This is a genomic window from Acetobacter fabarum (assembly GCF_040702925.2).
Taxonomy (GTDB): Bacteria; Pseudomonadota; Alphaproteobacteria; order Acetobacterales; family Acetobacteraceae; genus Acetobacter; species Acetobacter fabarum_B.
On the sequence record NZ_JBFCXX020000012.1, the window covers coordinates 31,429 to 56,778 of the forward strand.

The following is a 25,350-nucleotide window of genomic DNA, read 5'->3' on the forward strand; positions in this document are numbered from 1 at the left end:
CATGGCGCAGATTTGGTCGCCGGGCAATCTCTCTTTTACACGTAAACGGTAAAAAACTGCGGGTGTGGCGGTTCTATCCGTTTGTTACGCAAAAGGCGTTCCATTCTGCCTCGTCCATGGTGGCAATGTTCAGCTCTGCTGCTTTTTTGGCCTTGGAGCCTGCTTTTTCCCCCAACACCACCAGATCGGTTTTTTTTGAGACGGAGTCGGACACCTTGGCCCCCATGCGTTCGGCCGTGGCCTTGGCTTCCGGGCGGGTCATGGTGAGCAGCGTGCCGGTAAATACAATGGTCTTGCCCGCCAGAGGGCCGCCACTGGCGGCAGTTTCCTCGGTAATGGTCAACTCGGCGCTCAGTTCGGCCAGCGTGGTCTGGTTGTGGGGCTCAGCGACAAAGGCCACCACATCCGTTGCTATGGCGTTGCCAATACCAGTAATGGACCCCAGTTCCAGTCGGGCGTCAGAGCCGATAATGGTGGCCGCCTCCATCTGCCGCAACCAGTTGGCATAGCTGCCGTAATGGCGGGCCAGCAGGCGGGCGTTGCTTTCTCCAATACGGCGGATGCCCAGCGCGTAAATAAAGCGCGAGAGCGGAATTGTGCGTCGGTCCTCTATGGCCTGAAGCAGGTTGCGCACGGACTGCTCACCCCAGCCATCGCGCTGCTCCAGCGCAGCGGCGTGGGCCTTGAGCCGGAAGATGTCGGTGGGGGTGTGGATCAGCCCGGCTTCATAAAACTCGCGAATACTGCGCTCACCCAGCCCTTCAATGTCAAAGGCAAGGCGGGAGGCAAAATGGATCAGCCGCTCCACTGCCTGTGCGGGGCAGGTCAGCCCGCCGGTGCAGCGGCGCACCACTTCCCCTTCGGGGCGCACGGCCAGCGCGCCGCATACGGGGCAATGATCGGGGAAATGAAAAAGAGGCTGCCGCTCGGGTGCGGCCTCACCCGTTGGGACCGTACCAAGCACCTGAGGAATCACATCGCCTGCGCGCTGGACATACACAAGGTCACCTTCGCGCACATCCTTGCGGGTAATTTCGTCCTCATTGTGCAAGGTGGCGCGGGTGACAAGCACCCCGCCAACGTTAACCGGTTCCAGGTGTGCAACAGGGGTCAAGGCACCGGTGCGTCCGACCTGAATTTCTATGGCGTTCAGGCGTGTAATGGCCTGCTCTGCCGGGAACTTCCACGCTATGGCCCAGCGGGGAGCACGGCCGGCAAAGCCCAGACGTTCCTGCAGGCCCAGGTCGTTTATCTTGTAAACAACGCCATCAATATCATAGGCCAGACTGGCGCGCTCGCGGTTGATTTCCTCAAAAAAAGCTTCGGCATCGGCTGCTCCCTCAATCTGGCGGGAGAGCGGGTTGACCATAAACCCCCATGCCTTGAGCTGCTCCAGATAGGCCCAGTGGCTACGAGTTGCCTTGTCCGAGCAGAAACCCTGCGCATAGGCAAAAAGGGAGAGCGGGCGCTGGGCCGTAATGCCGGGGTCCAGTTGCCGCAAGGACCCTGCAGCCGCATTGCGTGGATTGGCAAACAGGCGTTTGCCCGTTGCCTCCTGCGCGGTATTGAGTGCGATAAAGTCGGTTTTGGAGAGGAAGACTTCCCCACGAATCTCGATCAGGTCGGGGTAGGGGGCGGGGAGTTCCAGAGGCAGGGCGCGCAGGGTGCGCAGGTTGGCGGTTACGTCCTCCCCTTCCGTGCCATCGCCCCGTGTGGTGCCCCGGATGAATTTGCCGGATTCGTAGGTAAGGCTGATGGAAAGGCCATCAATCTTGGGTTCACCCACCAGACGCAGGCTGGAAGTATCTGCCTGATTCAAGCCCAGAAACCGGGCCGCACGGGTTATGAAGCCTTCAAACTCCTCACGGTCAAACACGTTGTCGAGCGAGAGCATGGGGGCAAGGTGAATGTGCTTGCCAAGCCCCGTATCCGCGCTGGCTCCTACCGCATTGGCTGCACTGTTCTGTGGTTCGGCATCGGGGTAGAGGGCGACAAGCTCATTATAGCGCTTGCGCAGGGCATCGTACTCCGCATCGCTGATTTCCGGGGCGTCGTGACTATGGTAGGCGGTGTTGTGGTAGGCAATCTGGCTGGCCAGTTCGGCCAGTTCCGTGCGGGCCTGATCACTGCTCATCTCTGTGACCGGGGTGGTGTTCGTTGTCATTTTCTGGGGTCCAGCAGGCTGGCGGCGGCAGCGCGGGCTGCATCGGTAATGGTATCTCCTGCCAGCATGCGTGCGATTTCTTCCCTGCGTTCGGTTTCTGCCAGAGCTATGGCGTGGGTTGCGGTTTGTCCGTTACGGGTCTGTTTGCCAATTCGTAAATGCGCATCGGCACTGGCGGCAACCTGCGGGCTGTGGGTAACAGCCAATACCTGCACATTCAGTGCCAGACGGTGCAGGCGCTCGCCAATGGCGGCAGCGGTTGCACCGCCTACACCTGCGTCAATTTCATCAAAAATGAGCGTGCCAATGCCTGACTGCCCGGCCAGAACCAGCTTGAGCGCCAGCATCAGGCGGGACAGTTCACCCCCCGATGCCACCTTGGCAATGGGGCCGGGGGGCTGGCCGGGGTTGGCGGCGATAAGAAATGTTACCTGCTCCATGCCGTAGCGGCTCCACTGCTCGGGGGGGAGAGGTTGCAATTCGGCCAGAAAACGGGCTTTTTCCAGTTTAATGGGTTTGAGTTCGGCCGTTACGGCCTGCTCCATTTTTTTGGCGGCAAGGGCGCGGGCATCGGTCAGGGCGCGTGCGGCCTCCATATAGGCAAGGCGGGCGTCTTCCGTGGCTTTGCGCAGGCCCTCCAGCTCGGTCGCGCCATTGTCCAGTGCATGGATGCGCGCAGTCAGTTGCGCCAGTAAAGCTGCCAGCTCATCCACCGGCACATTGTGCTTGCGCGCAACGGTGCGCAGGGCGAACAGCCTTTCTTCCGTCTCTTCCAGTTCCCGCGGGTTGGCTTCTGTATCAGCCATAAGGCGGGAGAGCAGGCTTTCGGCTTCGGCCAGAGCGTTTTCTGCGCTTTCCAGCGCACTCAGGGCTTCGGCGATACGGCCTGCCAGCCCATCGGTTTCAGGCGGTGTGTTGTCCGGGGTGGTGGAAGGGACCAGACGCAAAAGGGCGCGGTTGGCAGCGCGCAGGGCGGCGGCTGGCCCGGTGGAGCGGCGGTCACGCGGGGTTAGCTCGGACAGGGCAGCTGCCACGGCCTCGCCCCGGCGTTCGGCCTGCTGGAGCGCATGGCGTTGCTGCGCCAACTGGCTTTCCTCCCCCGGCTGGGGAGCCAGAGTGGAGAGTTCGCTCACCGTATGGCGCAGCCATTCTTCCTCGCGGGCTGCGTCTTCCAGTGCCTGTTGCGCGCTGGCCAGGCTCTGGCTCAGGTCCTGCCAATGGGTAAAGGCCTGTGCGACTTTTTTAAGAAGGGAGGGTTTGATGCCGTAAGCATCCAGCAGACCGCGATGGGTGGAGGCATCCGCCAGCCCCATCTGCTCGTGCTGGCCCTGAATTTCGATAAGAGCGGAAGCAATCCTGCGCAGCAGCGTCAGGCCCACGGGCTGGTCGTTGATCCATGCGCGTGACCGCCCCTCGCGCGAGATGACCCGGCGCAGCACAAGGGGTTCACCTTTGTCGGCGGGAATACCCTGTTCTTCCAGCTGGGTATAAACCGTATGGCTTGCCGGAGTTTCAAAACAGGCGGTTACGCGGGCTTCCTCCGCGCCGGCGCGAACAAGGCCCGCATTGGCGCGCTCGCCCATGGCAAGGCCCAGACTATCCAGCAGGATGGATTTGCCTGCCCCGGTCTCCCCCGTTAAGGCGGTAAAACCGGGGTGGAGAGCAAGGTCCAGAGCCTCGATCAGCACAACGTCTCTGATGGAAAGATGGGTCAGCATGGCGACATCCGGCTTTTAGGTTCACACCTGAAATGACTGGAGTCTGCGGAGCAGACTAAACAAATGCGCCTGCTCCCACCTGAGCCTGAACAGGCATACCCTTGCTGTGAGCAGGAAAGGCGAGTCCTGTATGTTCCTGTTGTGTTCTTAATTCAAGAGTGAAAGTGAAAAAGCCGTATTACTTCTTAGCGGTCGCCGCAGGAGCCGGGGCCGGTTGCGTGTTGGTCACAGGGGTCGAGGAACCCGTAGCCGGAGTGGTAGCGGCAGGCTGCTGCATGGCTGCCGGGGCACCTATACGCTCATCCCGCGTATCCGATGCCTGTGCTTTGAGCAGGTCCGGTTTGGCCGGGGTGGTTACAGCGGTACCCGGAGGAGGCAGTTTGCCGTCGAGCAGGTGGTAGCTCTTCAGTTTACTGTAAGCGTAGTGGTACCACTGGCTGCTAGGGTAATTGTAACCCAGAACAATGGCGGATTTGCGCGCCTGATCGGTTAACCCAAGGTCCAGATACACTTCCACCATACGTTCGAGTGCTTCGGGCACATGGTTGGTGGTCTGGAAATCCTGCACAACGCGCTGGTAGCGGTTGATCGCACCTTCATAATTGCGTTCGCGCTGGTAATAACGGCCAACCAGCATTTCCTTACCGGCCAGATGGTCACGGCACAGGTCGATTTTAAGCTGGGCGTCGCGGGCGTATTTGCTCTGGGGGAAGCGGGTAACCACTTCTTCCAGCGCGTCCATGGCTTCCGCCGTGCCCTGCTGGTCACGCTGTACGTCTGCTATCTGCTCGTAAAAGCAGAGCGAGCGCAGGTAATAGGCATAGGCGGAATCGGTGCTGGTGGGGTGCAGGCTGATAAAGCGGTTCAACTGCTGCACGGCTTCGGGGTATTTCCCTTTAAGGTAGTAGGAATACCCTTCCATCAGCTGCGAATTGGGGATGTAGCCCGAATAGGGGTAGTTCTGCTGGAGTGTTTCAAACTCGGCGGCAGCCAGTGCGTAGCGGCGCGTGCGCAGGGCATCAATGCCGTTGTTATAGAGCGTCTCCGGTGGTGCAATTTTGGGCGTGATTGGCCCTTTTTTGCTGCCGGTCAAAAGACTGCATCCCGTAAGCCCGGTCAGCATCAGAGCTGAGAGCACGAACGGCAGATGACGACGGACTGACTGTGTTTTTATAAAAATATCAAACATACCGGCTCTTCAGATCGAGACAAAATCTTATAGCATGTCAGCGGGTCAAGAAAAGCAAAGAAACGCCGATTATTGAAAGTGCCGTATAAAAAGCTGGTCAGGCCGCAGCAGAAGTGGATTGCAGGTCTGTGGTGTCCTGCCATGCAGTGCTCTGGGCGAACAGGGTTTTGAGCAGCATGTTGTTGAGCGTGTGGCCCGAGCGGTTACCCCGGAAGCTGGCGTTGAGCACGCAGCCCGCCAGATACAGATCCCCCACCGCATCCATGATCTTGTGGCGGATGAACTCATCCGGGCAGCGCAGGCCCGCCGGGTTAAGCACAACGTCATTATCCACGACAATGGCGTTATCCAAAGACCCACCCAATGCCAGCCCGGCCTGATGCAGGGCTTCAATTTCCTGCCGCATGGCAAAGGTGCGGTTGCGTGCGAGTTCGTTGCGGAAGGAGGTCGGGGTCAGGTCCAGAGCATAGCTTTGTGCGCCAATGGCGCGGGCGGGAAAGTCAATGCTCATGGACAGATGCGGGTTTGGGCTGCTGTGGGGGAGCAGTTCCACCCAAGCATTCTGGTGCTCTACCCGAACAGGCTCGAGCACCTGCACCACCTTGCGTGGCAGATCCTGTGTCTTGCGTCCGGCGCAGTCGAGCAGAAAGACAAAATCCGTGGCGGAGCCATCAAACACCGGGGTTTCCGGTCCATCGACCAGAACAAGCGCGTTGTCTATGGCGCATCCGCAAAGGGCGGCCATCAGATGTTCAACGGTTGCAACCCGGTTTTCGGGGCGTGCTTTTTCGCCCAGAACGGTACTCAGATGTGTTTCCACCACATAGTCATAGCGTGCGGGCAGAGGGGCTGCCTGCGGCAGATCGGTCCGCTGGAAAACAATGCCATGCCCTGCGGGGGCGGGGGCAAGGGTCAGGTTAATGGAGCGACCCGTATGCAGGCCAATGCCCACAGCAGAAATGGCTTGATGCAGCGTATGCTGGGCCGGTGCGGTTTTTTGGCGCATCTGTCGCATGGTGGTGGGGAGGAACTCCACAGATTTGGAACATGGGGTAAGCTCCCCAGACAGATTATCCATGATCCCGACCGCCCCGTACTGGTGTGGAAAGTTACGTTACACCAACGCTAGGGCCTGTCGGGAGCAGATGCGAGTCAATGATTATTGCCATCTGTTTCATCCCCCGCCATGTGGCGCGCCAGTGCCGGGCAGGGGATGGCGCATATGGGTTAGCGGCGCAGAAAGGTGGGGATTTCCAGCCCGTTATCGCCTTCACCATGACGTGGCGCACCCTGTTCGGCCTGACTGATGGTGGGGTGAGACTGCGCTACAGGCTCATCCCGCGTTTCTGGCGTGGCGGCGCGGCGGAATGCGCCGGTCACGCGGCCAAACAGGCTGCGCGCATTCGGGTCCTGCACAGGGTAGGCCGAGGGACGCGGCGGTTCGCTGAACAGATTGGCATGTTTGGATGCCGCAGGTGCAGGTGCAGGCGCGGGCGCCGGGGCCGGTGCAGGCTGGCGGGGCTGTTGTGCAGCAGCGGCAACCTGACCGGGAACCATGTGTGCCGGGGGGGCGGCATGGCCGGGCTGAGGCGCATAGGCCTGCTGCTGTAAGGGAGCGCTCTGTTCGGCCATGGGTGCCTGCGGCTGTACGGGCGGGGGGGCGCTGGGCTGTTGTGCCGCAGGGGCTGCGTAGGCCTGTTCTGGCTGGGCTTCGGTTTCCACGGCCATCAGATGCGCGCGTTCGGTCCCGTTGGGCGGGACATCTATGCCGGTGGCAACAACGGATACGCGTATCCGGCCACTCATTTTTTCTTCAATAACCGTGCCAAAGATCATGTTGGCGTCTTCAGGCACTTCGCGGCAGATGCGGTTGAAGGCTTCTTCCGCTTCAAAGAAGGTCATGTCTTCACCACCGGTAACATTGACCAGCAGACCCTTGGCGGTGGCCATGCAGGTGTCTTCCAGCAGAGGGTTGGAAATGGCGGCTTCGGCGGCTTCCACTGCACGGTTTTCACCTTCGGCTTCGCCTGTGCCCATCATGGCCTTGCCCATTTCCGCCATAACGCTGCGGATGTCGGCAAAGTCGAGGTTGACGTAACCGCGTTCCATCATCAGGTCGGTCACGCCGCGCACACCCATGTTCAAAACTTCGTCAGCCAGCTTGTAGGCTTCACGCAGGGTGGTGCGTTCGTTGGCAATGCGGAAGAGATTCTGGTTGGGGATGACAATCAGCGTATCAACATACTGCTGAAGTTCCAGAATACCTTCATCCGCCACACGTGCGCGGCGCTTGCCTTCGTAAGCAAAGGGCTTGCTGACCACGCCAATGGTCAGAATGTTCCGCTCACGCGCCATGCGGGCAATAACCGGAGCCGCACCCGTACCCGTACCCCCACCCATGCCGGTGGTGATGAACACCATATGTGCGCCGTCCAGGTAGCGGGCAATTTCGTCCGCCGCTTCTTCCGCTGCGGCCCGGCCCACTTCGGGCTTGGCGCCTGCGCCAAGGCCGTGGGTCAGATGCGGGCCAAGCTGGATGCGGCTGTCGGCCAGACTTTTGGCCAGACTCTGCGCATCGGTGTTGGCTACAACAAACTCCACACCCTGCAGGTTGGAGGCAATCATGTTGTCAACCGCGTTCGTCCCCCCGCCGCCAACACCTATAACGGTTATTCTGGGCGAAAAATCGGCATGAGTCTGGGGTGGAACGGTTAGGTTGAGTGTCATGTGTCTCTCCCGGACTGCGGCGGGTTAACAGGGGTGTTGCAGATAAGATTGCAAATAGTTTACCAACTTTTCGTAGGGCAAATCAAACCCTCTCACGAATAAAAGCAACCAGTTTTTTTAAAAAACCAGTTGGCGCGGCTTCGCGGAATTCCACATCGCTGAACGGACGCTCCGCGCTGGCGGCCCAGAACAGCAGGCCCGCAGCCGTGGCGAAGCCTGCCGCGGCTGCCGTATCTTCTGGCAGACCGGCAATATTCTTGGGCCTGCCCAGACGGACCGAGCGGTTAAAACCGGGGCCGGAATGACGGCCAACACTGACAGGCACCCCCAGAATACGCTCGGCCAGCGGGCGGATTCCATCCAGCAGGGAGCCGCCCCCGGTCAGTACGATACGACCACTGGCGGCCATGCCAAGGCCCGCGCCGTCCAGTTTTTCGCGCACCAGTTCCAGTGTTTCCTCCATGCGGGGGCGGATGATGCGGCCAAGCTGGGCGCGGGAGATCTGCTCAAAATGGGGCACATCATTGCCCAGCAGTTCCACGGTCAGGATTTCGTCCTCCACGTCGGAGGAGAGGTCCGCGCTACCATACACGGTTTTCAGCCGCTCGGCATTGTCGAGTGATGTGCCAAGGCCGCGGGCTATGTCACGCGTTACATGCAGCCCACCGACCCCGATCTGGGCGGTGTGCAGGATCTGGCCCTCGCCAAAGACGGCAAAGGATGTGGTGCCCCCACCCATGTCCACAACCGTTGTGCCAAGGTCGCGTTCATCCCTGTCCAGTACGGACAGGCCGGATGCCAGCGGGGAGGACACAAGTGCCTCCATGCGCAGTTCGGCACGGCTCAGTACGGTTTCAAGGTTCAGCAGGGCGGTGGTGGCGGCATCAATAATATGCAGGCGCGCCTTGAGCGTTTCGCACAGATGCCCCCGTGGGTCGGACACGCCCTCGGTATCATCCACCGTAAAATCTATGGGCAGGGTGTGAATGACATCGCGCCCCTGCACGGTGGCCTGCACACGCCCTTCGGTCACCACGCGGCGGATGTCCGCCTCGGTCACGACCCGCCCGCCAATGGGCCAGCGCACATTGAACAGACGGCTGGCCGGATGCCCGCAGGACAGGTTGACCACCACCTTGTCTATGGTGCGCTCGGCCATGTTTTCGGCCTGCGCCACGGTTGCACGTATGGCGGCTTCGGCCTCCTGCAGCTCGGTAATGGCGCCATTGCGCACACCAGCGGAGCGACGCCAGCCAAAGCCTGCCACGCGCAGCATGCCGTTGGGTTCCCCCTTGCCGATAAGGCAGGTAATTTTGGTCGAGCCAATATCCAGCACCGCACTGTAGCCGTTGCGCCATGTGTGCGGGCGTTTGTTGCGCTCACTGGGCGGGAGCGGAAGAGGTGTCTCCCCCCCGCTCATGCGCAGTGTGGGAGAGGCTGAGGAATGGCTCCGCTTTTTGTGCAGCCGGTCCGACAGATTCAGTGCGGGGGAAGCAGGGGAGTGCGCGGTGTCATTCATCTCGGCTTTCCTCCGTGGCGGGTTTGGGGGGCTGGGTATGGTGGGGTGTGTGTGGGCTGCCTTTTATGCCATCCCCTGCCTGCGCAGGGGGGGAGGCTGGCGGTTCGGGGGGGCGTTCCCTTATGGTCAGCCGGTCGGGCAGGCGCATGTCAATCAGCTCGACGGGGCGGTCAAGCAGCTGTGTTGTGGCGTTAATCCTGGCCAGCCGGTGAATGGCCGGGGCTTCCTCCCCTTCGGGCAGGAGCACGGTTGCGCCATCTTTCAGGCTCAGGTTCCAGCGGCGGTCGCTTACACGTACAGCGGCCGTTACGTGGGATTTTACGTCCGGTTCCAGTGCCAGCACGTCTATCAGGGCGGCGGCGTTCTCGTTCGCGCCGTCACCGACAACCAGTGGCAGTTTGGCAAAGGCGGTGGCGTCCTTGTCGTTCGCGCCCTGATCCGGCACTTTCTGCCCCTGCCGGTCGATCAGGATAAAATGGCCCTGATGCTGCCACACCGCATAAGGCGGGCGCTCGGCAATGTGCACGTCAATCTCGCCAGACAGGTGGCGCTCAACGCTCACATGGTCAATAAACGGCAGGGCGGTCAGGTTCTCACGCGCGCGGGTGACGTTGAAGTTGAGAACCGGGTCACCCACGGCAATGTTCAGGGCCGCGTGGATGGCCGCATCACTGGTCAGGCTGGCCCCTTCAACCCGGATACTGGTTACGCGCAGGGCGGAGGTGCCCAGTAATTTGTCGCGCAAGGGGGCAATCTGGTTTTGCAGGGCCGGAAGAGGCACCGCCAGATAAACCGCAGCCCCCGCCCCCGCCAGCAGTATAAGTCCGATAACGGACCGCAGCAGGCGTTTTTGGCGCTTGAGGAATAATCCCGTGCGGGAGGGGCGGCTGGCGGGTCGCTTCATTGGCGGCAGGTAGCCTGCTCAACAAGCCAGTGGCACAAGGCGGGGAAGCTAATGCCGCAATAGGCGGCCTGCTCGGGCAGGAGCGATGTTGCGGTCATGCCCGGCTGGGTGTTGACTTCCAGCAGGATCAGGCGCGGGTTGGCCGGGTCTGCATCATCCAGCCGGAAATCCGAGCGGGATGCTCCGGCGCATCCCAGTGTTTTATGGGCGGCCACCGCCACGTCCAGCGCGCGCTGGGCAACATCGGGGGCAATGCGGGCGGGCAGTTCATGCCGCGAGCCGCCGGTGCTGTATTTGGCGTCGTAATCGTAAAAATCGTGGCCGCTGCCCGTGGGGGTAATGTCTGTTATGGTCAGGGCGCGTTCGCCCATCACACCCACGGTAATTTCGCGCCCGGGAATAAATTCCTCTACCAGCGCATGCGGGCCAAATGTCCACTCCCGCACAATGCGTTCGCGCACATTGGCGCCGCGCCGCACGATGGAGACGCCAACGGACGAGCCTTCGCTGACGGGTTTGACCACGTAGGGGGCGGGCAGGGGGTCGCCCTCGGCAAGTTCGGCAATGTCAATGACCCGGCCTTCGGCCACGGGCAGGCCAGCGGAAATAAAAGCGGCGCGGGCGGCGGCCTTGTTCATGGCTGTGGCGGACGCCCGCACGCCAGAATGTGTATAGGCAAGGCCCATCCAGTCCAGAATGCCCTGAATACAGCCATCCTCACCAAAGCGGCCGTGGAGTGCGTTAAACACAACATCGGGTTTTTGAGCGCCCAGTTCGGCAACCAGTGCGCCCAGATCGGCCCCGGCATCAAGCGTGCTGACCGTATGGCCCAGACTGCGCAGGGCCTCGACCACGCCCTGCCCGGAAGACAGGCTGACCGTCCGCTCGGACGATATGCCGCCCATAAGTACGGTAATCCGTTTGGAGGTGCTCATGCGCGGGCTCCCTGTGTGCGGCCAAGACGTTTGATTTCCCACTGCAGTTGCACGCCCGAGTGCCGGGCAACGCGCTGACGCACCGCATCCCCCAGTGTTTCGAGGTCATGGGCGGTGGCATTGCCGAGGTTGATCAGGAAGTTACAGTGTTTTTCGCTGACCTGGGCATCGCCCTGGCGCAGGCCACGGCAGCCAGCCTGATCAATCAGTTCCCACGCCTTGCGGGTGGAAACCTCGGGTTCAGGGTTGCGGAAGGTGGAGCCACCCGTGCGTGCGCGCACAGGCTGGGATTGCTCGCGTGCTGTGCGGATATCGCCAATGCGTGCGGCTATGTCCGCCGGGCTGGCAGGCATGCCGCGCAGGCGCGCGCGCACCACCATGGCCCCTTCGGGCAGGCCGGAACGGCGGTAGCCAAAGCGCAGGGCGGCGTTGCCAAGGCGGACCATATTGCCATCACGGGTCACGATTTCCGCCCAGTCCAGCACGCTGGCAATATCCGCGCCATAGGCTCCGGCGTTCATGCGCACGGCCCCACCAATGGAGCCGGGAATACCGGCCAGAAACTCCAGCCCCGCAAGCCCGGCCTGTGCCGCGTGTTCGGCTACTGTGGCATCCAGACAGGCGCTGCCCACCACAAGCCCGTCCGCTTCCACAGCAATATCGGCAAAGCCACGGGCCATGCGCACCACAATGCCGTCCAGCCCGCCATCGCGGATAATCACGTTGGAGCAGGCTCCAAGGGCAATCACGGGCAGTTCGGGGGAAAGACGCTGGAGCATGCCTGCCAGATCCTCCGCATCCCTAGGCTGGAACAGCCATTCCGCCGGACCACCAACGCGGAACCACGTACGCGCCCCCAGCGGGGCCTGCGCGGTAACGCGCCCGCGCGTGCCGACAAAAGCGTGGCGGACCATATCGTCCAGCGTGGTTGCGGGCGTGGTGTTCATGCCGCACTTCCACCTTTCTGTTCAGCCTGCAAGGCGGCAAGCTGGGCGGGCAGGGCCTGCGCCCAGTTGGTGATGGTGCCTGCACCCAGGCACACAACATAGTCCCCCGGTTTGGCAATGGCGTTGATCATTTCCGCCAGATGCTCGGGGCTGGAAAGCGGGACAACGGAGCGGTGCCCGCGTTCGCGCAGCCCTTCTATCAGCCTGTCGCGGCTGGCATCGGGCAGGGGGTCTTCGCCTGCTGCGTACACGTCGGAGACAATAACCGTGTCGGCGTCGTTCATGCAGGTGCAGAAATCTGCAAACAGGGTTTTCAGGCGGGAGTAGCGGTGCGGCTGCATGACCGCAATAACCCGGCTGGCTCCGGCCTGACGGGCGGCCTTGAGCACGGCGGCAATTTCTACCGGGTGGTGCCCGTAATCATCAATTACGGTAATGCCACCGGCTTCCCCCGTACGGGTAAAGCGGCGCTTGACCCCACGGAAGCTGGCCAGCCCGGAACGGATCACATCATCACTGATGTCCATTTCGGTCGCGACGGCAATGGCGGCAAGGGAATTCTGCACATTATGCGCGCCTAGCATGGGCAGGCGGAAAGGCCCGGCCTTGCGGGTGCGGCGGGTAACGCGGTCTGTCAGCGTGACTTCAAACGTAGCACCCAGCTTGTCGGTAATCACCTTTTCGGCCCGCACATCCGCCTGTGGGGAAAAGCCATAGGTGACAATCCGGTGGTCAGACAGGCGCGGGATCATCTGCTGCACGGCAGGGTGGTCTATGCACAGCACCGCAAAACCATAGAACGGCACGTTGGAGACAAACTGGTCATACGCCGCCTCCATGGCCTCGGCAGAGCCCCAGTGGTCCAGATGCTCGGGGTCCATGTTGGTGACGACCGAAATAACGGAGGGCAGGCGCAGGAACGAGCCATCGCTCTCATCCGCTTCCACTACCATCCAGTCGCCCTTACCCATGCGGGTATTGGTGCCGTACGCCTCGATAATCCCGCCGTTGATGACGGTGGGGTCCAGCTTGGCGGCTTCCAGCACGGCAGCTACAAGGCTGGTGGTGGTGGTTTTGCCATGTGTGCCGCCAATGGCCACGGACCAGCGCAGGCGCATGAGTTCGGCCAGCATTTCCGCCCGGCGGACAACAGGGATCAGCTTGGCGCGGGCGGCGACAACTTCGGGGTTGTCACGCTTGACCGCAGTGGAAATGACGACAACCTGCGCCTTGCCCAGATTGGCGGCGTCATGCCCGATCGTGACCGGAATACCCGCAGCCCGCAGGCGTTTGACATTGGCGTTTTCCGCTATATCCGAGCCCTGTACGGAGTAGCCCAGCAGGCACAGAACCTCTGCAATGCCGGACATGCCAATGCCGCCAATGCCGACAAAATGGATGGTTCCGATGGAAAGGGGCAGGGCTCTCATGTGCGTGTCTCCGTCTCGTGTGAGGGCGGATGGGCGGGTGAAGGAGAAAGTTGGAGGCATTCTTCTACTATATCAGCCAGACGGAGGGCGGCGTCCGGGCGGGCCAGCGTGGCGGCGGCAGCGGCTGCGCGGGCCAGGTCGTCCGGGGCGGTGAAAAGGTCTTGCAGGCGGGCTGCCAGTGTTTGTGCGGTAAAGTCGGGCTGGCGGATCATCCAGCCTGCGCCCACGTCCGTTATGGCGCGGGCGTTTTCGGTCTGCTCGTCGGAGGCGGCAATAGGCAGGGGGACCATGAGCGCAGGGCGGCCTGCGGTGGTAATTTCCGCCACCGAGGAGCCCCCCGCCCGCCCGATAACCAGATGGGCTGCGCGCAGGATGTCGGGTACATCGTTCAAAAACGGTTCCACACGGGCCTGCACGCCAATAGCGGCATAGGCTTTGCGCACGGTGTCCACATCATCCGCGCGGGCCTGCTGGGTAATGTGGATGCGTGCGCGCAGGGCGGCTGGCAGGCGGCCAATGGCTGCGGGCACCACCTGCGAAAAAATGCGCGCCCCCAGAGAGCCACCCCAGACCAGCAGGTTGATCGTCCCGTTCGGGGTGGGCCATGCTTCCCCCGCCAGCGCGGCAATGCCGGGGCGTACGGGCATGCCGGTCAGCACCGTTCGGGCCCCCATGGGCAGCTTGGCTACGGTGGGGAAGGAGGTGGCAATCACGTCAGCAAAGCGGGAGAGCACGGCATTGGCCTTGCCCAGAACGGCATTGCCTTCATGAATGATCAGCGTCGGGTGCCTGCGGCCCAGCAGCCGCGCGCCCAGCAGGGGCGGAATGGAGGGGTAGCCGCCAAAACCGATGACCGCGTCAGGCTGAAGGGTGTGCAGGATGCCCCGTGCCTTCCATGCGCTGGCCAGCAGTGTCACCCCTGCGCGCAGGGCGCGTATGGGGCCGCGCCCGGCCACACCCGCACCACGCAGAACAAACTGCGGTGCGTTGGCAAAAACACCGCTGATGCGTTTGCCCGCGCGGGCATCGGTCATCAGTACAATGTGGTGGCCACGGGCAACCAGTGCGTCGGCCAGTGCCTCGGCGGGGAAAAAATGGCCGCCAGTGCCCCCGGCCGCAATCACAATAGTCTGTGGCTTCATGCTGAGCGCCATTGTCTGAGAGTGGAGATGAAGCCATTGCCCGAGCGCAGGCCCCCCGGTTGCTGCCGGGTCAGGGCCAGCACCATGCCAATAGCCAGAGCAACAGACATGGCCGAAGACCCCCCATAGGAAATGAATGGCAGCGTCATGCCCTTGGTAGGAATAAGATGCAAGGTGGAAGCCATGTTAACAAACGCCTGAAGGCCAAAACCCGTCAGCAGCCCGGTGGTGGCGATCACCACAAACGGGTCATCCTCGCGGATCAGGCGCAGCAGGGTCCGCACCACAATAGCGGCAAAAACGCAAATGATCAGCAGGCAGATCACAAGCCCGTATTCTTCCCCCGCCACGGCAAACACAAAGTCCGCATGGGCGTCGGGCAGCAGGTCCTTTACCCGGCCTTCACCCGGTCCGCGGCCCATAAGCCCGCCATTGCCAAAGGCGCGCAGGGCCGTATCAATCTGGTAATGGTCGCCCACATTGGGGTGCATGAACCGCTCCACGCGCGAGCGCACGTGCGGGAAGATAAAAAACGCGGCAATGCCTGCGGCAATCATGCAGGCAAAACCAAAACCCACAAAAATCAGGTTCAGCCCGTCCACAAATAACTGGACCAGAAAAACGGCGGTAATAACCGTCAGCATGCCAATATCGGGCTGGGATTTAAGCAGCAGCAGAATAAGCCCATACAGCCCGAATGCGATGAGCATCCCCGGAAAATAGCGCGAAATACGGCGCTGGGTCAGCAGCCATCCCGTGACCACGGCAAAGCAGGGTTTGAGAAACTCGGATGGCTGGAGGGACATGAACGGCAGCGCAATCCAGCGCCGCGCGCCCTTGATCTCGATCCCGTGGACCAGTGTCAGCATGGTCGCACCCAGCATGAGCGCCCCCCCGATCAGGGAGAGCCGCAGCACCGTCTTGCGCGAGAGCATGGAAACTCCGGTGACAATAACCCCCGCCACGCTCAGGAACATGACCTGCTTGAAAATGAACATGTTGCGCGACGCACCAATGCGCACCGCAACCGCCGGGCTGGCTGCAAGCATGAGAATGTAGCCAAAGCCGATAAGAATGAAGGTGCAGACCAGCGTTGTCCGGTCCACATTCCGCCACCAGCGGCCCAAGGGCGAATCATCAATGCGGGAATAACCGGCCATGCTTGTCCTACTGCCCCGTCTTGCTCATCTGCTGCGTACGCACAGCATGGGCCAATGCCTGAAAATGCTGCCCGCGAGCCTCAAACCCGGCATACTGGTCAAAGCTCGCACAGGCGGGTGAGAGCAGGATAACGGGCGTATGGGTCTGCTGTGCAAGACTGTAGGCCTGAGGGACTGCTTTTTCCAGTGTCTCCACCACGGTATGGGGCACGTTGTGGCGCGCAAGGGTTGCCGCCAGCTCTGCTGCATCCCGCCCGATAAGGAAGGCATGCGTGATACGGCCAAAATATGGGCTCAGGCTTTCTATCCCGCCTTCCTTGGCCATCCCCCCTGCGATCCATACCAGCTGGTCATAGCACCCCAATGCGCGGGAGGAAGCATCGGCATTGGTGGCCTTGCTATCGTCAATGAAGGCAATGTTGTTGCAGGTTTCAACCAGTTTCTGCCGGTGCGGCAGACCGGGGAAGGAAGCAATGGCCTGCGCTGCCACGGTATCCGTAACGCCCAGAAAGCGGGCCATGGCCAGTGCGGCAGCCGCATTCTGGGCATTATGGGCACCCGGCAGGGCAGGGGGCAGTGTGGCCAGTACCACGCTGTTGTGCCAGACCACGCCATTCCGGCCGTAATAGCTGGCGGCAGGGTTGGTGCCCGACACGGTTATGCAGGGTGTGGCCGACTGGGCCAGACGCCCGGCAATGCGGGTGCATTCAGCATCATCAATGCCAATAACAGCAATATCGTGCGTTGTCTGGCCCGCGAACACACGCTGCTTGGCCTGTGCATACCCGGCCATGCCTGCGTGACGGTCCAGATGGTCCGGGGTCAGGTTGAGCAGGCAGGCGGCGTCAAAATGCAGGGTGTCCAGCCGCTCCAGCATGTAGGACGACATTTCCAGCACATACACGCCGTTATCGGGTAGCAGGGGCAGGGCCAGCGCTGCGGGGCCAAGGTTGCCACCGGCTGCAACCGGGACACCGGCCTGTTCCAGAATATGGGCCAGCAGGGTGGTGGTGGTGGATTTGCCGTTGGTGCCGGTAATGCCCGCAAAGCGCGCCTTGCTGCCTGCGGCGCGAACCGCGCAATAAAGCAGTTCCGCATCGGACAGAATGGGCACACCCGCTGCAATGGCCAGTGCGGCGACCGGGTGCACGCGCGGCAGGTGGTGCGGAATACCGGGAGAGAGAACAAGTGCGTCAAACCCCGCCAGATCCTCCAGCGGGGCGCAGGTGATGCGGGCAGCCTGTTCGGGGGGCATGTGGGCCAGAGCCTGTGTCAGGCCGTGGCGTCCGGCCTCTCCGTCATCCCATGCCTGAACATGCGCGCCACATGCGGCCAGTGCCTGCACGGCGGGCAGGCCATTGCGGCCAAGGCCCAGCACGGCAAAACGTTTTACGGCAAACACAGTGGGAGGGAAGGTGCTCATCGCAGTTTCAGCGTGGCCAGACCACACATGCCCAGCACGATGGAAACAATCCAGAACCGGATGACAATCTTGGGTTCAGCCCAGCCCTTTTTTTCAAAATGGTGGTGGATGGGCGCCATAAGAAACACGCGGCGGCCCGTACGCTTGTACCAGAATACCTGAATGATGACCGAGAGTGTTTCCACCACAAACAGCCCGCCGACAATGCACAGCACCAGTTCGTGCTTGATGGCAACGGCCAGCGAGCCAAGTGCTCCACCCAGAGAGAGCGAGCCCGTATCCCCCATGAATACGGCGGCAGGTGGTGCGTTAAACCACAAAAAGCCCAGCCCGGCCCCGACAAGGGCTGCGCAGAATACTGCCAGTTCTCCCGTGCCGGGCACGGCATGGACCTGAAGGTAATCTGCAAAAACATGGTTGCCCACAACGTAGGACAGAATGGCAAAGACCAGAGCCGCCACCACGACGGGGCCAATGGCCAGCCCGTCCAGCCCGTCTGTAAAATTGACCGCATTGCCAAAGCCGGTAATCACGATCATGGCGAACACGGGGTAGAGCAGGCCGAGGGGGAGCAGCAGTTCCTTGGCAAAGGGGAAGGCCAGATGGTTGGCCAGATCAGGCGGCATCAGATACTGCAACCATCCCCCACATATGAGCGATATGGCAAATTCCGAGCCAAGGCGCGCCCGTTTGGAAAGCCCATCCGTATTGCGCCGTGCCAGCTTGCGGTAATCATCGGCAAAGCCAATCAGGCCAAAGCCCAGCGTGGTCAGCAGCACGGCCCATACAAACCCGTTTTCCAGATTACCCCAGAGCAGGGTGGCCACCGTGAGGGCGATCAGGATAAGCATGCCGCCCATTGTGGGGGTTCCGGCTTTTTCGACCAGATGCCGTTCAGGCCCAACCGCGCGGATGGGCTGCCCGTAACGCTGGATGCGGCGCAGCATGGTAATGAACGGCCTGCCCAGAAGCAGGCTGATCCCCAGTGCGGTCATGAAGGCGCAGCCCGCCCGGAAGGAAATGTAACGCAGCAGGTTGAGCAGTGTAATGTGCCCGTCATGCACCGCGTGAGAGACCAGTAGATACAGCATTCAGGTGGACTCCACGGTGTTAAGGGTTTCAAGGGCTGCAATGACATCGCGCATGCGACTACCCAGACTACCTTTGACCAGCACGGCATCTCCCCCGCGCAGGGCGGCGCAGGCCAGAGGAGCAAGGGCCGCGGCATTATCCGCCCATGCCCCCTGTCTGGCGGGGGGCAGGGCGTCGAAAAGGGTTTTCATGTAAGATCCGCAGCAGAAAACAAGATCGGCCGAGGCAGCCGCGACTGGAGCAAGGGCTGCGTGTTCAGTCGTAGAGAATGTTCCCAGTTCGCGCATATCGCCCAGAATGGCAATGCGGCGGGTGGCAGGCAGGTGGTGCAGTACGTCCAATGCCGCGCGGATGGAGGCGGAAGAGGCGTTATAGCTCTCGTCCAGCAGGGTTATGGCACCCCCCGCAATGTGGCTGAGCGCTCCCCGGCCCTTGCCGGGCGCAAAACCTTGCAGTGCCGTGGCCGCTTTGGGCAGGTCCGCCCCAAGGGCTGCACAGGCGGCCAGTGCGGCCAGCGCGTTGCGGGCCAGATGCAGGCCGGGTGCTGGCACATGCACGGCTACCTCCACCCCTGCAATACTGGCTGTAAACTGTGTGCCATCGGCCCCGGAGCGCACAGTGCCCATATGCGCGGTGCTGTCTGGGCAGGAACCCGTGCGCCACAGGGTTGCGTGGGCCTGTTGTGCGGCCTGAACAAAAAAAGAGGTACCGTGCGCATCATCGGGCACCACTGCCACGCCATGGGCTGGCAGGGTGGTGATGATGGAGGCTTTTTCCGCAGCAATGGCGTCCAGGCTCCCCATATGGCCCAGATGGGCGGAGCCTATGGTGGTAATAACCGCCACATCGGGGCGAACCATGCGGGCAAGGGGCAGGATCTCGCCGGGGTGGTTCATCCCGATTTCACTAATGCAGAAGGCTGCATTTCGGGGCAGGCGGGCAAGGGTCAGGGGTACGCCCCAGTGGTTGTTATAGGAAGCCACGGCTGCATGGGTCGGGCCGTTGGCGCTCAGGCACAGGCGCAGCATGTCCTTGGTGGTGGTTTTGCCCACGCTGCCGGTTACGGCCACGACCTTGCCGGTAAAACGCGCACGCGCGGCTTGGGCAAGCTGTTGCAGGCCCACCATTGTATCGGCCACCACCAGCACACGCGGGTCGGCCAGTCCGTCTGTGGCATGCACCATGGCGCATGCTGCTCCCTTGTCCAGTGCAGCCTGAACATGGGCGTGGCCATCGCTGGCATCGCCCTTAAGGGCAATAAACAGATCACCGGGGGCAAGGGTGCGTGTGTCGATGGAAATGCCGGTAATGGCCTGATCAGTCAGGCTTCTGGCAGGTGCTTCAGGCTGTGTGCCTGTGGGGGCGGAAGGGCCTGCTGCAGGCAGAAAATGCCCACCCGTTGCCTGTTCCAGTTCCGGGCGGGTCCACAAGGCGGTCATGGCTGCCCCACGACAGTGCGAATAACCGCGGCATCATCAAACGGTAGCACGGTTGTGCCTATAATCTGCCCCTGTTCATGGCCTTTACCTGCCACCACCAGCACATCCTTTGCTCCAAGCATGGACAGGGCCTCTGTTATGGCCTGCCTGCGATCCCCGATTTCCAGCGCATCGGGCGCGCCAGCGCGGACCTCCGCACGGATCTGCGCGGGGTCTTCCGAGCGGGGGTTATCATCTGTGATTATGGCAATATCAGCGCCATGTGCGGCAGCCTGTGCCATAAGGGGGCGTTTACCCCTGTCGCGGTCTCCGCCTGCGCCAAAAACCACCACCAGCCGACCCTGCGCATGTGGCCGCAGGGAGGATAGCAGGCGGGCCAGCGCATCTGGTGTGTGGGCATAATCCACATACGCACTGGCGCCATTGGGCAATATGGCGACCCGTTCCATGCGCCCGCGTACCCCGACCAGAGCGGGCAGCAGGTCCAGTGCTGCGGGTATGGCGGCCTCGTCCTGCACGGCCAGAGCCAGAGCCAGCAGGGCGTTATCGACCTGAAAACGCCCGGGCAAAGGGAGCATGACGGTTTTAACCAGCCCGTTGCAGCTTATGCGCAGTTCCTGCCCGGCGGGTACGGCCTGGCAGTCCAGCAGGCGCAGGGTCGTACCGTTGGTGCCGGTCAGGCGCAGGTGCAGGTTACGGGTCTTGGCAATGCTGTGCAGTGCATCAAGTGTTGTGGCATCCATGTCCGCATTGGCGGCGGCAATGGCCTTCTGGGGGAGCAGGGTATCAAACAGCCGTAATTTGGCCGTGCGGTAGGCCGCCATGGTGCCGTGGTAATCCATGTGGTCACGGGTAAGGTTGGTAAACCCGGCAGCCTGGAGGTGCAGCCCATCCAGCCGCCCCTGTTCCAGCCCGTGGGATGATGCTTCCAGTGCCGCGTAATGCACCCCTGCGCGTTCCAGCGCGGCCAGTCCGTTGGCCAGTGCGACCGGGTCCGGTGTTGTCAGGGGGGGGAAGGTAACCCCCGTACCCTCGGCCCCGGTCAGCCCCAATGTGCCAATGCCTGCGGCCCTGTGGCCCTGCAATGCCCAGATCTGGCGCAGGAAGTCGGTTGTGCTGGTTTTGCCGTTTGTGCCTGTTACGGCAACCAGATGTGCGGGCTGCGGGCCAGCCAGCATGGCAGCCCAAAGGGCCAGCACGTGGCGCGGGTCGGGACTGGTGATAAATGGCCGCTCTGGTACACCCTGTGGCCAGGATGTGCCGGTTGGGGCCAGTATGGCCGCTGCCCCCTGCTGTACTGCTGCTGCAATATAGGTGCGCCCGTCCACCCTCGTACCGGGGAGTGCTGCAAACACAACGCCCGGACCTGCCTGCCTGCTATCGGCCGTAATGGCGCTCACATGCGGGTCGGTGGCGGTAGCGCTCAGGTCAAGGGCGCGCAGCAGGATGGAGAGGTGTGTGCTCATTCGTCCATGTTCTCCCCTGCTGTTTTTTTGCGGATTGCCAGAGTATGCGCAGCCGTGGTGCGTGCCAGTTTTTCTGCCTGCTGGGTGGCGCGGTGTTCGGCCTCAAGCTTGCGCGGGTCTCCGGGGTCGTTCCCCGGACCGAGCGGGCGAACGCCCCGTGGCACCGCCGGGTGCATGGGTATGGCCAACTGGGCATCAATCTGGGCTGCGTGCTCCACATCGGGGAAAATCTGCAACATGGGGCCAATGCGTGAGATCACGCGGGAGACCGTGGGAGCCGCGTTCCAGCCTGCTGTTGTCCAGCCGTGGGTCTGGGGGGTGGGCTGCGGGCTGTCCAGCATGACGTACACGGCGTAGCGCGGCGCGTTCATGGGGAAAATACTGGTAAAGGCGGAAATGTTGACGTGTTTGAGGTAGCCGCCATGCGGGCCGATTTTTTCTGCCGTGCCGGTTTTTCCGCCTACAAAATACCCCGGGGATTCAGCCGTCCGCCCCGTGCCCTGCGTAACGTCCAGCCGGAGCAGCCTGCGCAGCAGGGCCGAATTGCTTTCGGAAAGAACGCGCACGCCCTGCGGAATAACCGGGGCTTCAGGCATGGGGGCACCGGTACCTGTTGGCAGGGCGGGCACTGTCTGCCGCAGGGCAGCACTCTGCACGCCCTGCTGGAGTTCTTCCGCGGGGGTGGCAAGGGCGTCTGGTGCGGGAGGGTCGGGGTCTTCCTGTGCCAGCAGGGTGGGAGTGACCAGAATACCACCGTTAACCGTGGCTGCCGTGCCGCGCACAATGGCCAGCGGAGGTTCTGCCACGCCGTGGCCAAACCCTACGGTCATGGTTGTGGCAAGGCCCCACTGGCGGGGTATCAGCGGGCGGGCGGCTTCGGGCAGTTCCACCGGCACGGGGGCAAAAAAGCCCATGTTACGCAGCCATTCCGCCTGCCGCTTGCCGCCCACATCCAGCGCGATATGCGCCGCCGCAGGGTTGGAGGAATAGGCCATGACCTCGGGCAGGGACAACCACGGAGCAAAATGGTCGTTCTTCATGTCCCGGATGGTAAAGCGCCCGATCCTGAGCGGAATGGAGGAAAAACTGTCCCATATATGAATGGTGCCAGTCTCCAGCCCCATGGCGGTGGTTTGCAGCTTGAAGGTGGAGCCCGGTTCATACAGCCCGGTTACGGTGCGGTTGAACCGCTCGTCGTTTGTGGCGTGGGAAAACTCGTTGGCATCATAATCGGGCAGGCTGACCATGGCGATAATTTCGCCCGTGCGCACATCCATGACAATGCCGCATGCGCCAATGGCCTGGAATGTATCCTTGGCGGCGGCGACCTCTTCACGCACGGCGGACTGCACGCGAATATCCAGCGAGAGCCGCAGGGGCTTGCGGTCCACCAGCAGGCGTTTGTTAAAAAAGCGCTCCACACCGGCAATGCCGTTATCATCAATATCCACGGCCCCCATAATCTGGGCGGCCATGTGGCCAAGCGGGTAGTGCCGCTGTTCTCCCGGTTCAAAATAAATGCCGGGAATACCCAGATTGTTAATAGCCAGTTCCTGCTGGGGCGTAATGTTGCGCGCAATGTACACGAACTGCTTGTGCCGGGCCAAACGCTCGGCGGTTTCTGGTTCGTTCAGGTCATGCAGGACAGATTTGAGCCTGTGGGCAACGTCAACCGGGTCGATCAGTTCCTGTGGGTTGGCGTAAACCTGCGCCACCGGCAGGGAAAGGGCGAGTGTCTGCCCGTTGCGGTCCACAATGGAGGCCCGGTGGACCTGCGGCAGAGCATAATCCCCCGCCAGACTGCCCTTGGGGTCGATTTTGGGTATTTTGGGAACCTGTGGTGCAATCTGGCGCTGCTCGGGCACCATGGGGTGCAGTACTGTGGCTATTGTCAGCTTGATGGCAACGCAGGCAAACAACGCGCAAAACCCGGCGGACACCCATAACAGCCGCACATGCATTGTTTCCCTGTGCGCGCGGGCGCGCAGGTCATCCCCCGTTACACCGATTGTGCGTGTTGTTTCGGAATCATGGCGTGGGGTGCCGACCATATCGTATCAGAAGGACTTTCAGCCAAAACAATCAATTGGTTACAGGAACAGGGGCGGGCAGGGCGTCGCTACCGCGACTCAGCAGGGACCCGTTCGTATAACCGGAAGTTGCCCGGGCTTCCATATAACCCTCTGCCATGGGTGCTCTATGTGCGCGTACAGGGTGCCAGCTTGCCGCGGCTACCGGCAGGGGGTGGCGCACAGGTGCTATATCATCACTGTTCTGGGCCAGACGGCGTGGGGCCATGGCTTCCGCCCGGCTGGCAGCAGCCAGCGTTGGACGCCGGGAGGCAGAGGGGTCCGCATCATCCGCGCTGGCTGTTGCCGGGTTCTGGTGCAGGCCGGAGCGGAGGGCATCGGCCACCTGCGCGGGCTGGCGGCGGGGTGCTATCGCTACGCGGGCAATGGGGGCATCATGCGGTGCAACCGGGGGCGGCAGCGGTGCGGGTGCAACCAGAACATGCGGGGCCTGTGCCGGGCTTTCCACGGCAACAGTTACCGGGCGTGGGTGGATGGCGCGCACAGGCAGAGGATGTGGAGGCGCGGGAGCGGCCTCGGCTACAGCCAGAGTGTGTTCACGTTCAGGCTGTGGCGTGGGCTGGTGCGCCGGGGCGGCGCTGCTGCTGGTGACGGCCACGGGTGTGGAGGGCTGGGCTGCTGCGGGTTTGCTGCTCTGTGCAGTCTGTGCACTCTGTGCGGGCGTGCTGGTCTGCGCCACGGCCACGGGTTCGTGGACCACATCAGGCAGATGTTGCGCAAGGTCTGCCATCCGCACGAACTGGGTCGGGTTCATGGACTGAAGATAAGCCGCATGTTTGACAGCAAGGGCTGCGAGCCGTTCTGGCTGGTTTTCCAGTGCCCATTCCGTACGCAGCATGGCGGTCTGCCCGCGCACGTGTTCGGTTTCGCTGACAATGGCGGAAATCTGCTGGTCCAGCAGGGTTGTCTGGTGCTTCTTTGCATAAAGGAAAAACCCCGATGCAATCGCCAGAACAGCGCAGCAGCATGTAAATGGGCGGGGGATCATGCACTCAATCCTTTAGTCAAAGAAGCGGATGGAGAAGGACGTTTCATCATGGCGCGCAGGCGGGCGCTGCGGGCACGGGGGTTAGCCCGGCATTCGGCATCGCCTGGGCGAATGGCCTTGCTGGTCAGGCCCACAAAGGCCGCCGGGGCCGCCGGGGCGAGTGATGCACGCGGGTCATGGCGGGAAAAGCTGACATCCTTGCCCAGAGCGCGCTGCATGGCGCGCTTGACCAGCCGGTCTTCCAGCGAGTGGAAGGAGACAACAACAAGCCTCCCGCCATCGTTTAACAGGGTCAGGGCCTGTTCCAGCCCACGTTCGATTTCGCCCAGTTCATCATTCACGGCAATCCGCAGGCCCTGAAAGCTGCGGGTTGCGGAGTCAATGCCCGAGCGGTCCTGTGGCACTACGCTCCGGATGACCTCGGCCAGTTGCAGCGTGGTGTGGAGCGGAGCTTCCGCCCGTGCGGCGACAACGGCGCGGGCCACACGGCGGGCGTGGCGTTCTTCCCCATAAAAATGGAAGATATCGGCCAGTTCCGCCTCGGGGGCGGTGTTGATGATGTCGGCTGCACTGCGGCCCTGCCTGGCCATGCGCATGTCCAGCGGCCCGTCAAACCGGAAGGAGAAGCCACGTTCGGCCTCATCAATCTGGAAGGAGGACACGCCAAGGTCCATGACAATGCCATCAAAACGGGGGGCATGGGCCTGCTCCGTCAGTTCGGCCATGTGGCCAAAACTGCCTGCCAGCATATGCAGGCGTGAGCGGCCTTCCACTTTTTCCATTTCAGCGCACAGCACCTGCCCACGGGCTATGGCGTCCGGGTCGCGGTCTATGGCCCAGACGGTGCATTCCGCCGTGTTCAAAATGGCGCAGCTATAGCTGCCCCCGCCAAAGGTGCAGTCCAGAATGGCCTCACCACGGGTGGGAGCCAGATAGTGCAGCACCTCATCAAGCATGACGGGTACATGCCCGCTGCTGGGCGGCTTGATGGCGGAGGGAAGCGGGAGCGCGTTCATA

Annotated in this window: 19 protein-coding genes; all 19 read right to left on the bottom strand. The window is 62.1% G+C overall.

What is annotated here, in order from left to right; genetic code table 11:
* Positions 1 to 73 precede the first annotated feature (73 nt).
* The 19 genes from ligA to rsmH all read right to left on the bottom strand — a co-directional run bounded on the left by ligA (position 74) and on the right by rsmH (position 25,349).
* A complete protein-coding gene (gene ligA, locus AB2L51_RS09810) occupies positions 74 to 2,134 on the bottom strand; it encodes an NAD-dependent DNA ligase LigA (RefSeq protein ID WP_395582264.1) in 2,061 nt (686 codons plus the stop codon).
* A 26-nt stretch (positions 2,135 to 2,160) separates the two neighbouring features.
* Positions 2,161 to 3,882 (bottom strand): DNA repair protein RecN, encoded by a 1,722-nt coding sequence (recN, locus tag AB2L51_RS09815; RefSeq protein ID WP_395582238.1) that lies wholly within the window; start codon positions 3,880 to 3,882, stop codon positions 2,161 to 2,163.
* A gap of 178 nt (positions 3,883 to 4,060) precedes the next feature.
* A complete protein-coding gene (locus tag AB2L51_RS09820; RefSeq protein WP_395582237.1) occupies positions 4,061 to 5,071 on the bottom strand; it encodes an outer membrane protein assembly factor BamD in 1,011 nt (336 codons plus the stop codon).
* Between the two features lie 97 nt (positions 5,072 to 5,168).
* Positions 5,169 to 6,149, bottom strand: coding sequence for a UDP-3-O-acyl-N-acetylglucosamine deacetylase (gene lpxC / locus AB2L51_RS09825; protein ID WP_395582236.1), 981 nt, complete (start codon positions 6,147 to 6,149; stop codon positions 5,169 to 5,171).
* A 149-nt stretch (positions 6,150 to 6,298) separates the two neighbouring features.
* Complete coding sequence (gene ftsZ / locus AB2L51_RS09830) at positions 6,299 to 7,798, bottom strand: cell division protein FtsZ (protein WP_395582235.1); 1,500 nt, start codon at positions 7,796 to 7,798, stop codon at positions 6,299 to 6,301.
* Positions 7,799 to 7,880: 82 nt separating this feature from the next.
* A complete protein-coding gene (gene ftsA, locus AB2L51_RS09835; RefSeq protein WP_395582234.1) occupies positions 7,881 to 9,317 on the bottom strand; it encodes a cell division protein FtsA in 1,437 nt (478 codons plus the stop codon).
* Complete coding sequence (locus tag AB2L51_RS09840) at positions 9,310 to 10,221, bottom strand: cell division protein FtsQ/DivIB (protein WP_395582233.1); 912 nt, start codon at positions 10,219 to 10,221, stop codon at positions 9,310 to 9,312. Before AB2L51_RS09840 ends, ftsA begins: the two co-directional genes overlap by 8 nt.
* A complete protein-coding gene (locus AB2L51_RS09845) occupies positions 10,218 to 11,156 on the bottom strand; it encodes a D-alanine--D-alanine ligase (protein WP_395582232.1) in 939 nt (312 codons plus the stop codon). Before AB2L51_RS09845 ends, AB2L51_RS09840 begins: the two co-directional genes overlap by 4 nt.
* On the bottom strand, positions 11,153 to 12,103 hold the full coding sequence (gene murB / locus AB2L51_RS09850; protein ID WP_395582231.1) for a UDP-N-acetylmuramate dehydrogenase: 951 nt from the start codon (positions 12,101 to 12,103) through the stop codon (positions 11,153 to 11,155). The genes AB2L51_RS09845 and murB overlap by 4 nt, the downstream gene beginning before the upstream one ends.
* Entirely contained in the window at positions 12,100 to 13,533 is a 1,434-nt protein-coding gene (gene murC / locus AB2L51_RS09855; RefSeq protein WP_395582230.1) for a UDP-N-acetylmuramate--L-alanine ligase, read from the bottom strand. The genes murB and murC overlap by 4 nt, the downstream gene beginning before the upstream one ends.
* Positions 13,530 to 14,675 (bottom strand): undecaprenyldiphospho-muramoylpentapeptide beta-N-acetylglucosaminyltransferase, encoded by a 1,146-nt coding sequence (murG, locus tag AB2L51_RS09860; protein WP_395582229.1) that lies wholly within the window; start codon positions 14,673 to 14,675, stop codon positions 13,530 to 13,532. Before murG ends, murC begins: the two co-directional genes overlap by 4 nt.
* Positions 14,672 to 15,835: an FtsW/RodA/SpoVE family cell cycle protein gene (locus tag AB2L51_RS09865; RefSeq protein WP_395582228.1), complete on the bottom strand. Its 1,164-nt coding sequence runs from the start codon at positions 15,833 to 15,835 to the stop codon at positions 14,672 to 14,674. The genes murG and AB2L51_RS09865 overlap by 4 nt, the downstream gene beginning before the upstream one ends.
* 7 nt (positions 15,836 to 15,842) lie before the next feature.
* Positions 15,843 to 17,258: a UDP-N-acetylmuramoyl-L-alanine--D-glutamate ligase gene (murD, locus tag AB2L51_RS09870; protein WP_395582227.1), complete on the bottom strand. Its 1,416-nt coding sequence runs from the start codon at positions 17,256 to 17,258 to the stop codon at positions 15,843 to 15,845.
* The gene (mraY, locus tag AB2L51_RS09875; RefSeq protein WP_395582226.1) at positions 17,255 to 18,349 is read right to left on the bottom strand and encodes a phospho-N-acetylmuramoyl-pentapeptide-transferase; all 1,095 of its coding nucleotides are present in this window, start codon (positions 18,347 to 18,349) and stop codon (positions 17,255 to 17,257) included. Before mraY ends, murD begins: the two co-directional genes overlap by 4 nt.
* A complete protein-coding gene (locus tag AB2L51_RS09880) occupies positions 18,350 to 19,789 on the bottom strand; it encodes a UDP-N-acetylmuramoyl-tripeptide--D-alanyl-D-alanine ligase (protein WP_395582225.1) in 1,440 nt (479 codons plus the stop codon).
* The gene (locus AB2L51_RS09885) at positions 19,786 to 21,255 is read right to left on the bottom strand and encodes a UDP-N-acetylmuramoyl-L-alanyl-D-glutamate--2,6-diaminopimelate ligase (RefSeq protein WP_395582224.1); all 1,470 of its coding nucleotides are present in this window, start codon (positions 21,253 to 21,255) and stop codon (positions 19,786 to 19,788) included. Before AB2L51_RS09885 ends, AB2L51_RS09880 begins: the two co-directional genes overlap by 4 nt.
* Complete coding sequence (locus tag AB2L51_RS09890; protein WP_395582223.1) at positions 21,252 to 23,306, bottom strand: peptidoglycan D,D-transpeptidase FtsI family protein; 2,055 nt, start codon at positions 23,304 to 23,306, stop codon at positions 21,252 to 21,254. The genes AB2L51_RS09885 and AB2L51_RS09890 overlap by 4 nt, the downstream gene beginning before the upstream one ends.
* 31 nt (positions 23,307 to 23,337) lie before the next feature.
* Entirely contained in the window at positions 23,338 to 24,333 is a 996-nt protein-coding gene (ftsL, locus tag AB2L51_RS09895; RefSeq protein WP_395582222.1) for a cell division protein FtsL, read from the bottom strand.
* Positions 24,330 to 25,349, bottom strand: coding sequence for a 16S rRNA (cytosine(1402)-N(4))-methyltransferase RsmH (gene rsmH, locus AB2L51_RS09900; RefSeq protein WP_395582221.1), 1,020 nt, complete (start codon positions 25,347 to 25,349; stop codon positions 24,330 to 24,332). The genes ftsL and rsmH overlap by 4 nt, the downstream gene beginning before the upstream one ends.
* Position 25,350 lies beyond the last annotated feature (1 nt).

What these genes read in the sequence shown, in the direction of transcription:
- mraY (WP_395582226.1), bottom strand. Translation starts at nt 18,349, where the DNA reads ATGCTGTATCTACTGGTCTCTCACGCGGTGCATGACGGGCACATTACA.
- ftsZ (WP_395582235.1), bottom strand. Translation starts at nt 7,798, where the DNA reads ATGACACTCAACCTAACCGTTCCACCCCAGACTCATGCCGATTTTTCG.
- AB2L51_RS09865 (WP_395582228.1), bottom strand. Translation starts at nt 15,835, where the DNA reads ATGGCCGGTTATTCCCGCATTGATGATTCGCCCTTGGGCCGCTGGTGG.
- AB2L51_RS09890 (WP_395582223.1), bottom strand. Translation starts at nt 23,306, where the DNA reads ATGGTCGGCACCCCACGCCATGATTCCGAAACAACACGCACAATCGGT.
- ftsA (WP_395582234.1), bottom strand. Translation starts at nt 9,317, where the DNA reads ATGAATGACACCGCGCACTCCCCTGCTTCCCCCGCACTGAATCTGTCG.
- ftsL (WP_395582222.1), bottom strand. Translation starts at nt 24,333, where the DNA reads ATGATCCCCCGCCCATTTACATGCTGCTGCGCTGTTCTGGCGATTGCA.
- AB2L51_RS09840 (WP_395582233.1), bottom strand. Translation starts at nt 10,221, where the DNA reads ATGAAGCGACCCGCCAGCCGCCCCTCCCGCACGGGATTATTCCTCAAG.
- AB2L51_RS09885 (WP_395582224.1), bottom strand. Translation starts at nt 21,255, where the DNA reads ATGAGCACACACCTCTCCATCCTGCTGCGCGCCCTTGACCTGAGCGCT.
- rsmH (WP_395582221.1), bottom strand. Translation starts at nt 25,349, where the DNA reads ATGAACGCGCTCCCGCTTCCCTCCGCCATCAAGCCGCCCAGCAGCGGG.
- murB (WP_395582231.1), bottom strand. Translation starts at nt 12,103, where the DNA reads ATGAACACCACGCCCGCAACCACGCTGGACGATATGGTCCGCCACGCT.
- lpxC (WP_395582236.1), bottom strand. Translation starts at nt 6,149, where the DNA reads ATGGATAATCTGTCTGGGGAGCTTACCCCATGTTCCAAATCTGTGGAG.
- AB2L51_RS09820 (WP_395582237.1), bottom strand. Translation starts at nt 5,071, where the DNA reads ATGTTTGATATTTTTATAAAAACACAGTCAGTCCGTCGTCATCTGCCG.
- AB2L51_RS09845 (WP_395582232.1), bottom strand. Translation starts at nt 11,156, where the DNA reads ATGAGCACCTCCAAACGGATTACCGTACTTATGGGCGGCATATCGTCC.
- ligA (WP_395582264.1), bottom strand. Translation starts at nt 2,134, where the DNA reads ATGAGCAGTGATCAGGCCCGCACGGAACTGGCCGAACTGGCCAGCCAG.
- murD (WP_395582227.1), bottom strand. Translation starts at nt 17,258, where the DNA reads ATGAGCACCTTCCCTCCCACTGTGTTTGCCGTAAAACGTTTTGCCGTG.
- AB2L51_RS09880 (WP_395582225.1), bottom strand. Translation starts at nt 19,789, where the DNA reads ATGACCGCCTTGTGGACCCGCCCGGAACTGGAACAGGCAACGGGTGGG.
- murC (WP_395582230.1), bottom strand. Translation starts at nt 13,533, where the DNA reads ATGAGAGCCCTGCCCCTTTCCATCGGAACCATCCATTTTGTCGGCATT.
- recN (WP_395582238.1), bottom strand. Translation starts at nt 3,882, where the DNA reads ATGCTGACCCATCTTTCCATCAGAGACGTTGTGCTGATCGAGGCTCTG.
- murG (WP_395582229.1), bottom strand. Translation starts at nt 14,675, where the DNA reads ATGAAGCCACAGACTATTGTGATTGCGGCCGGGGGCACTGGCGGCCAT.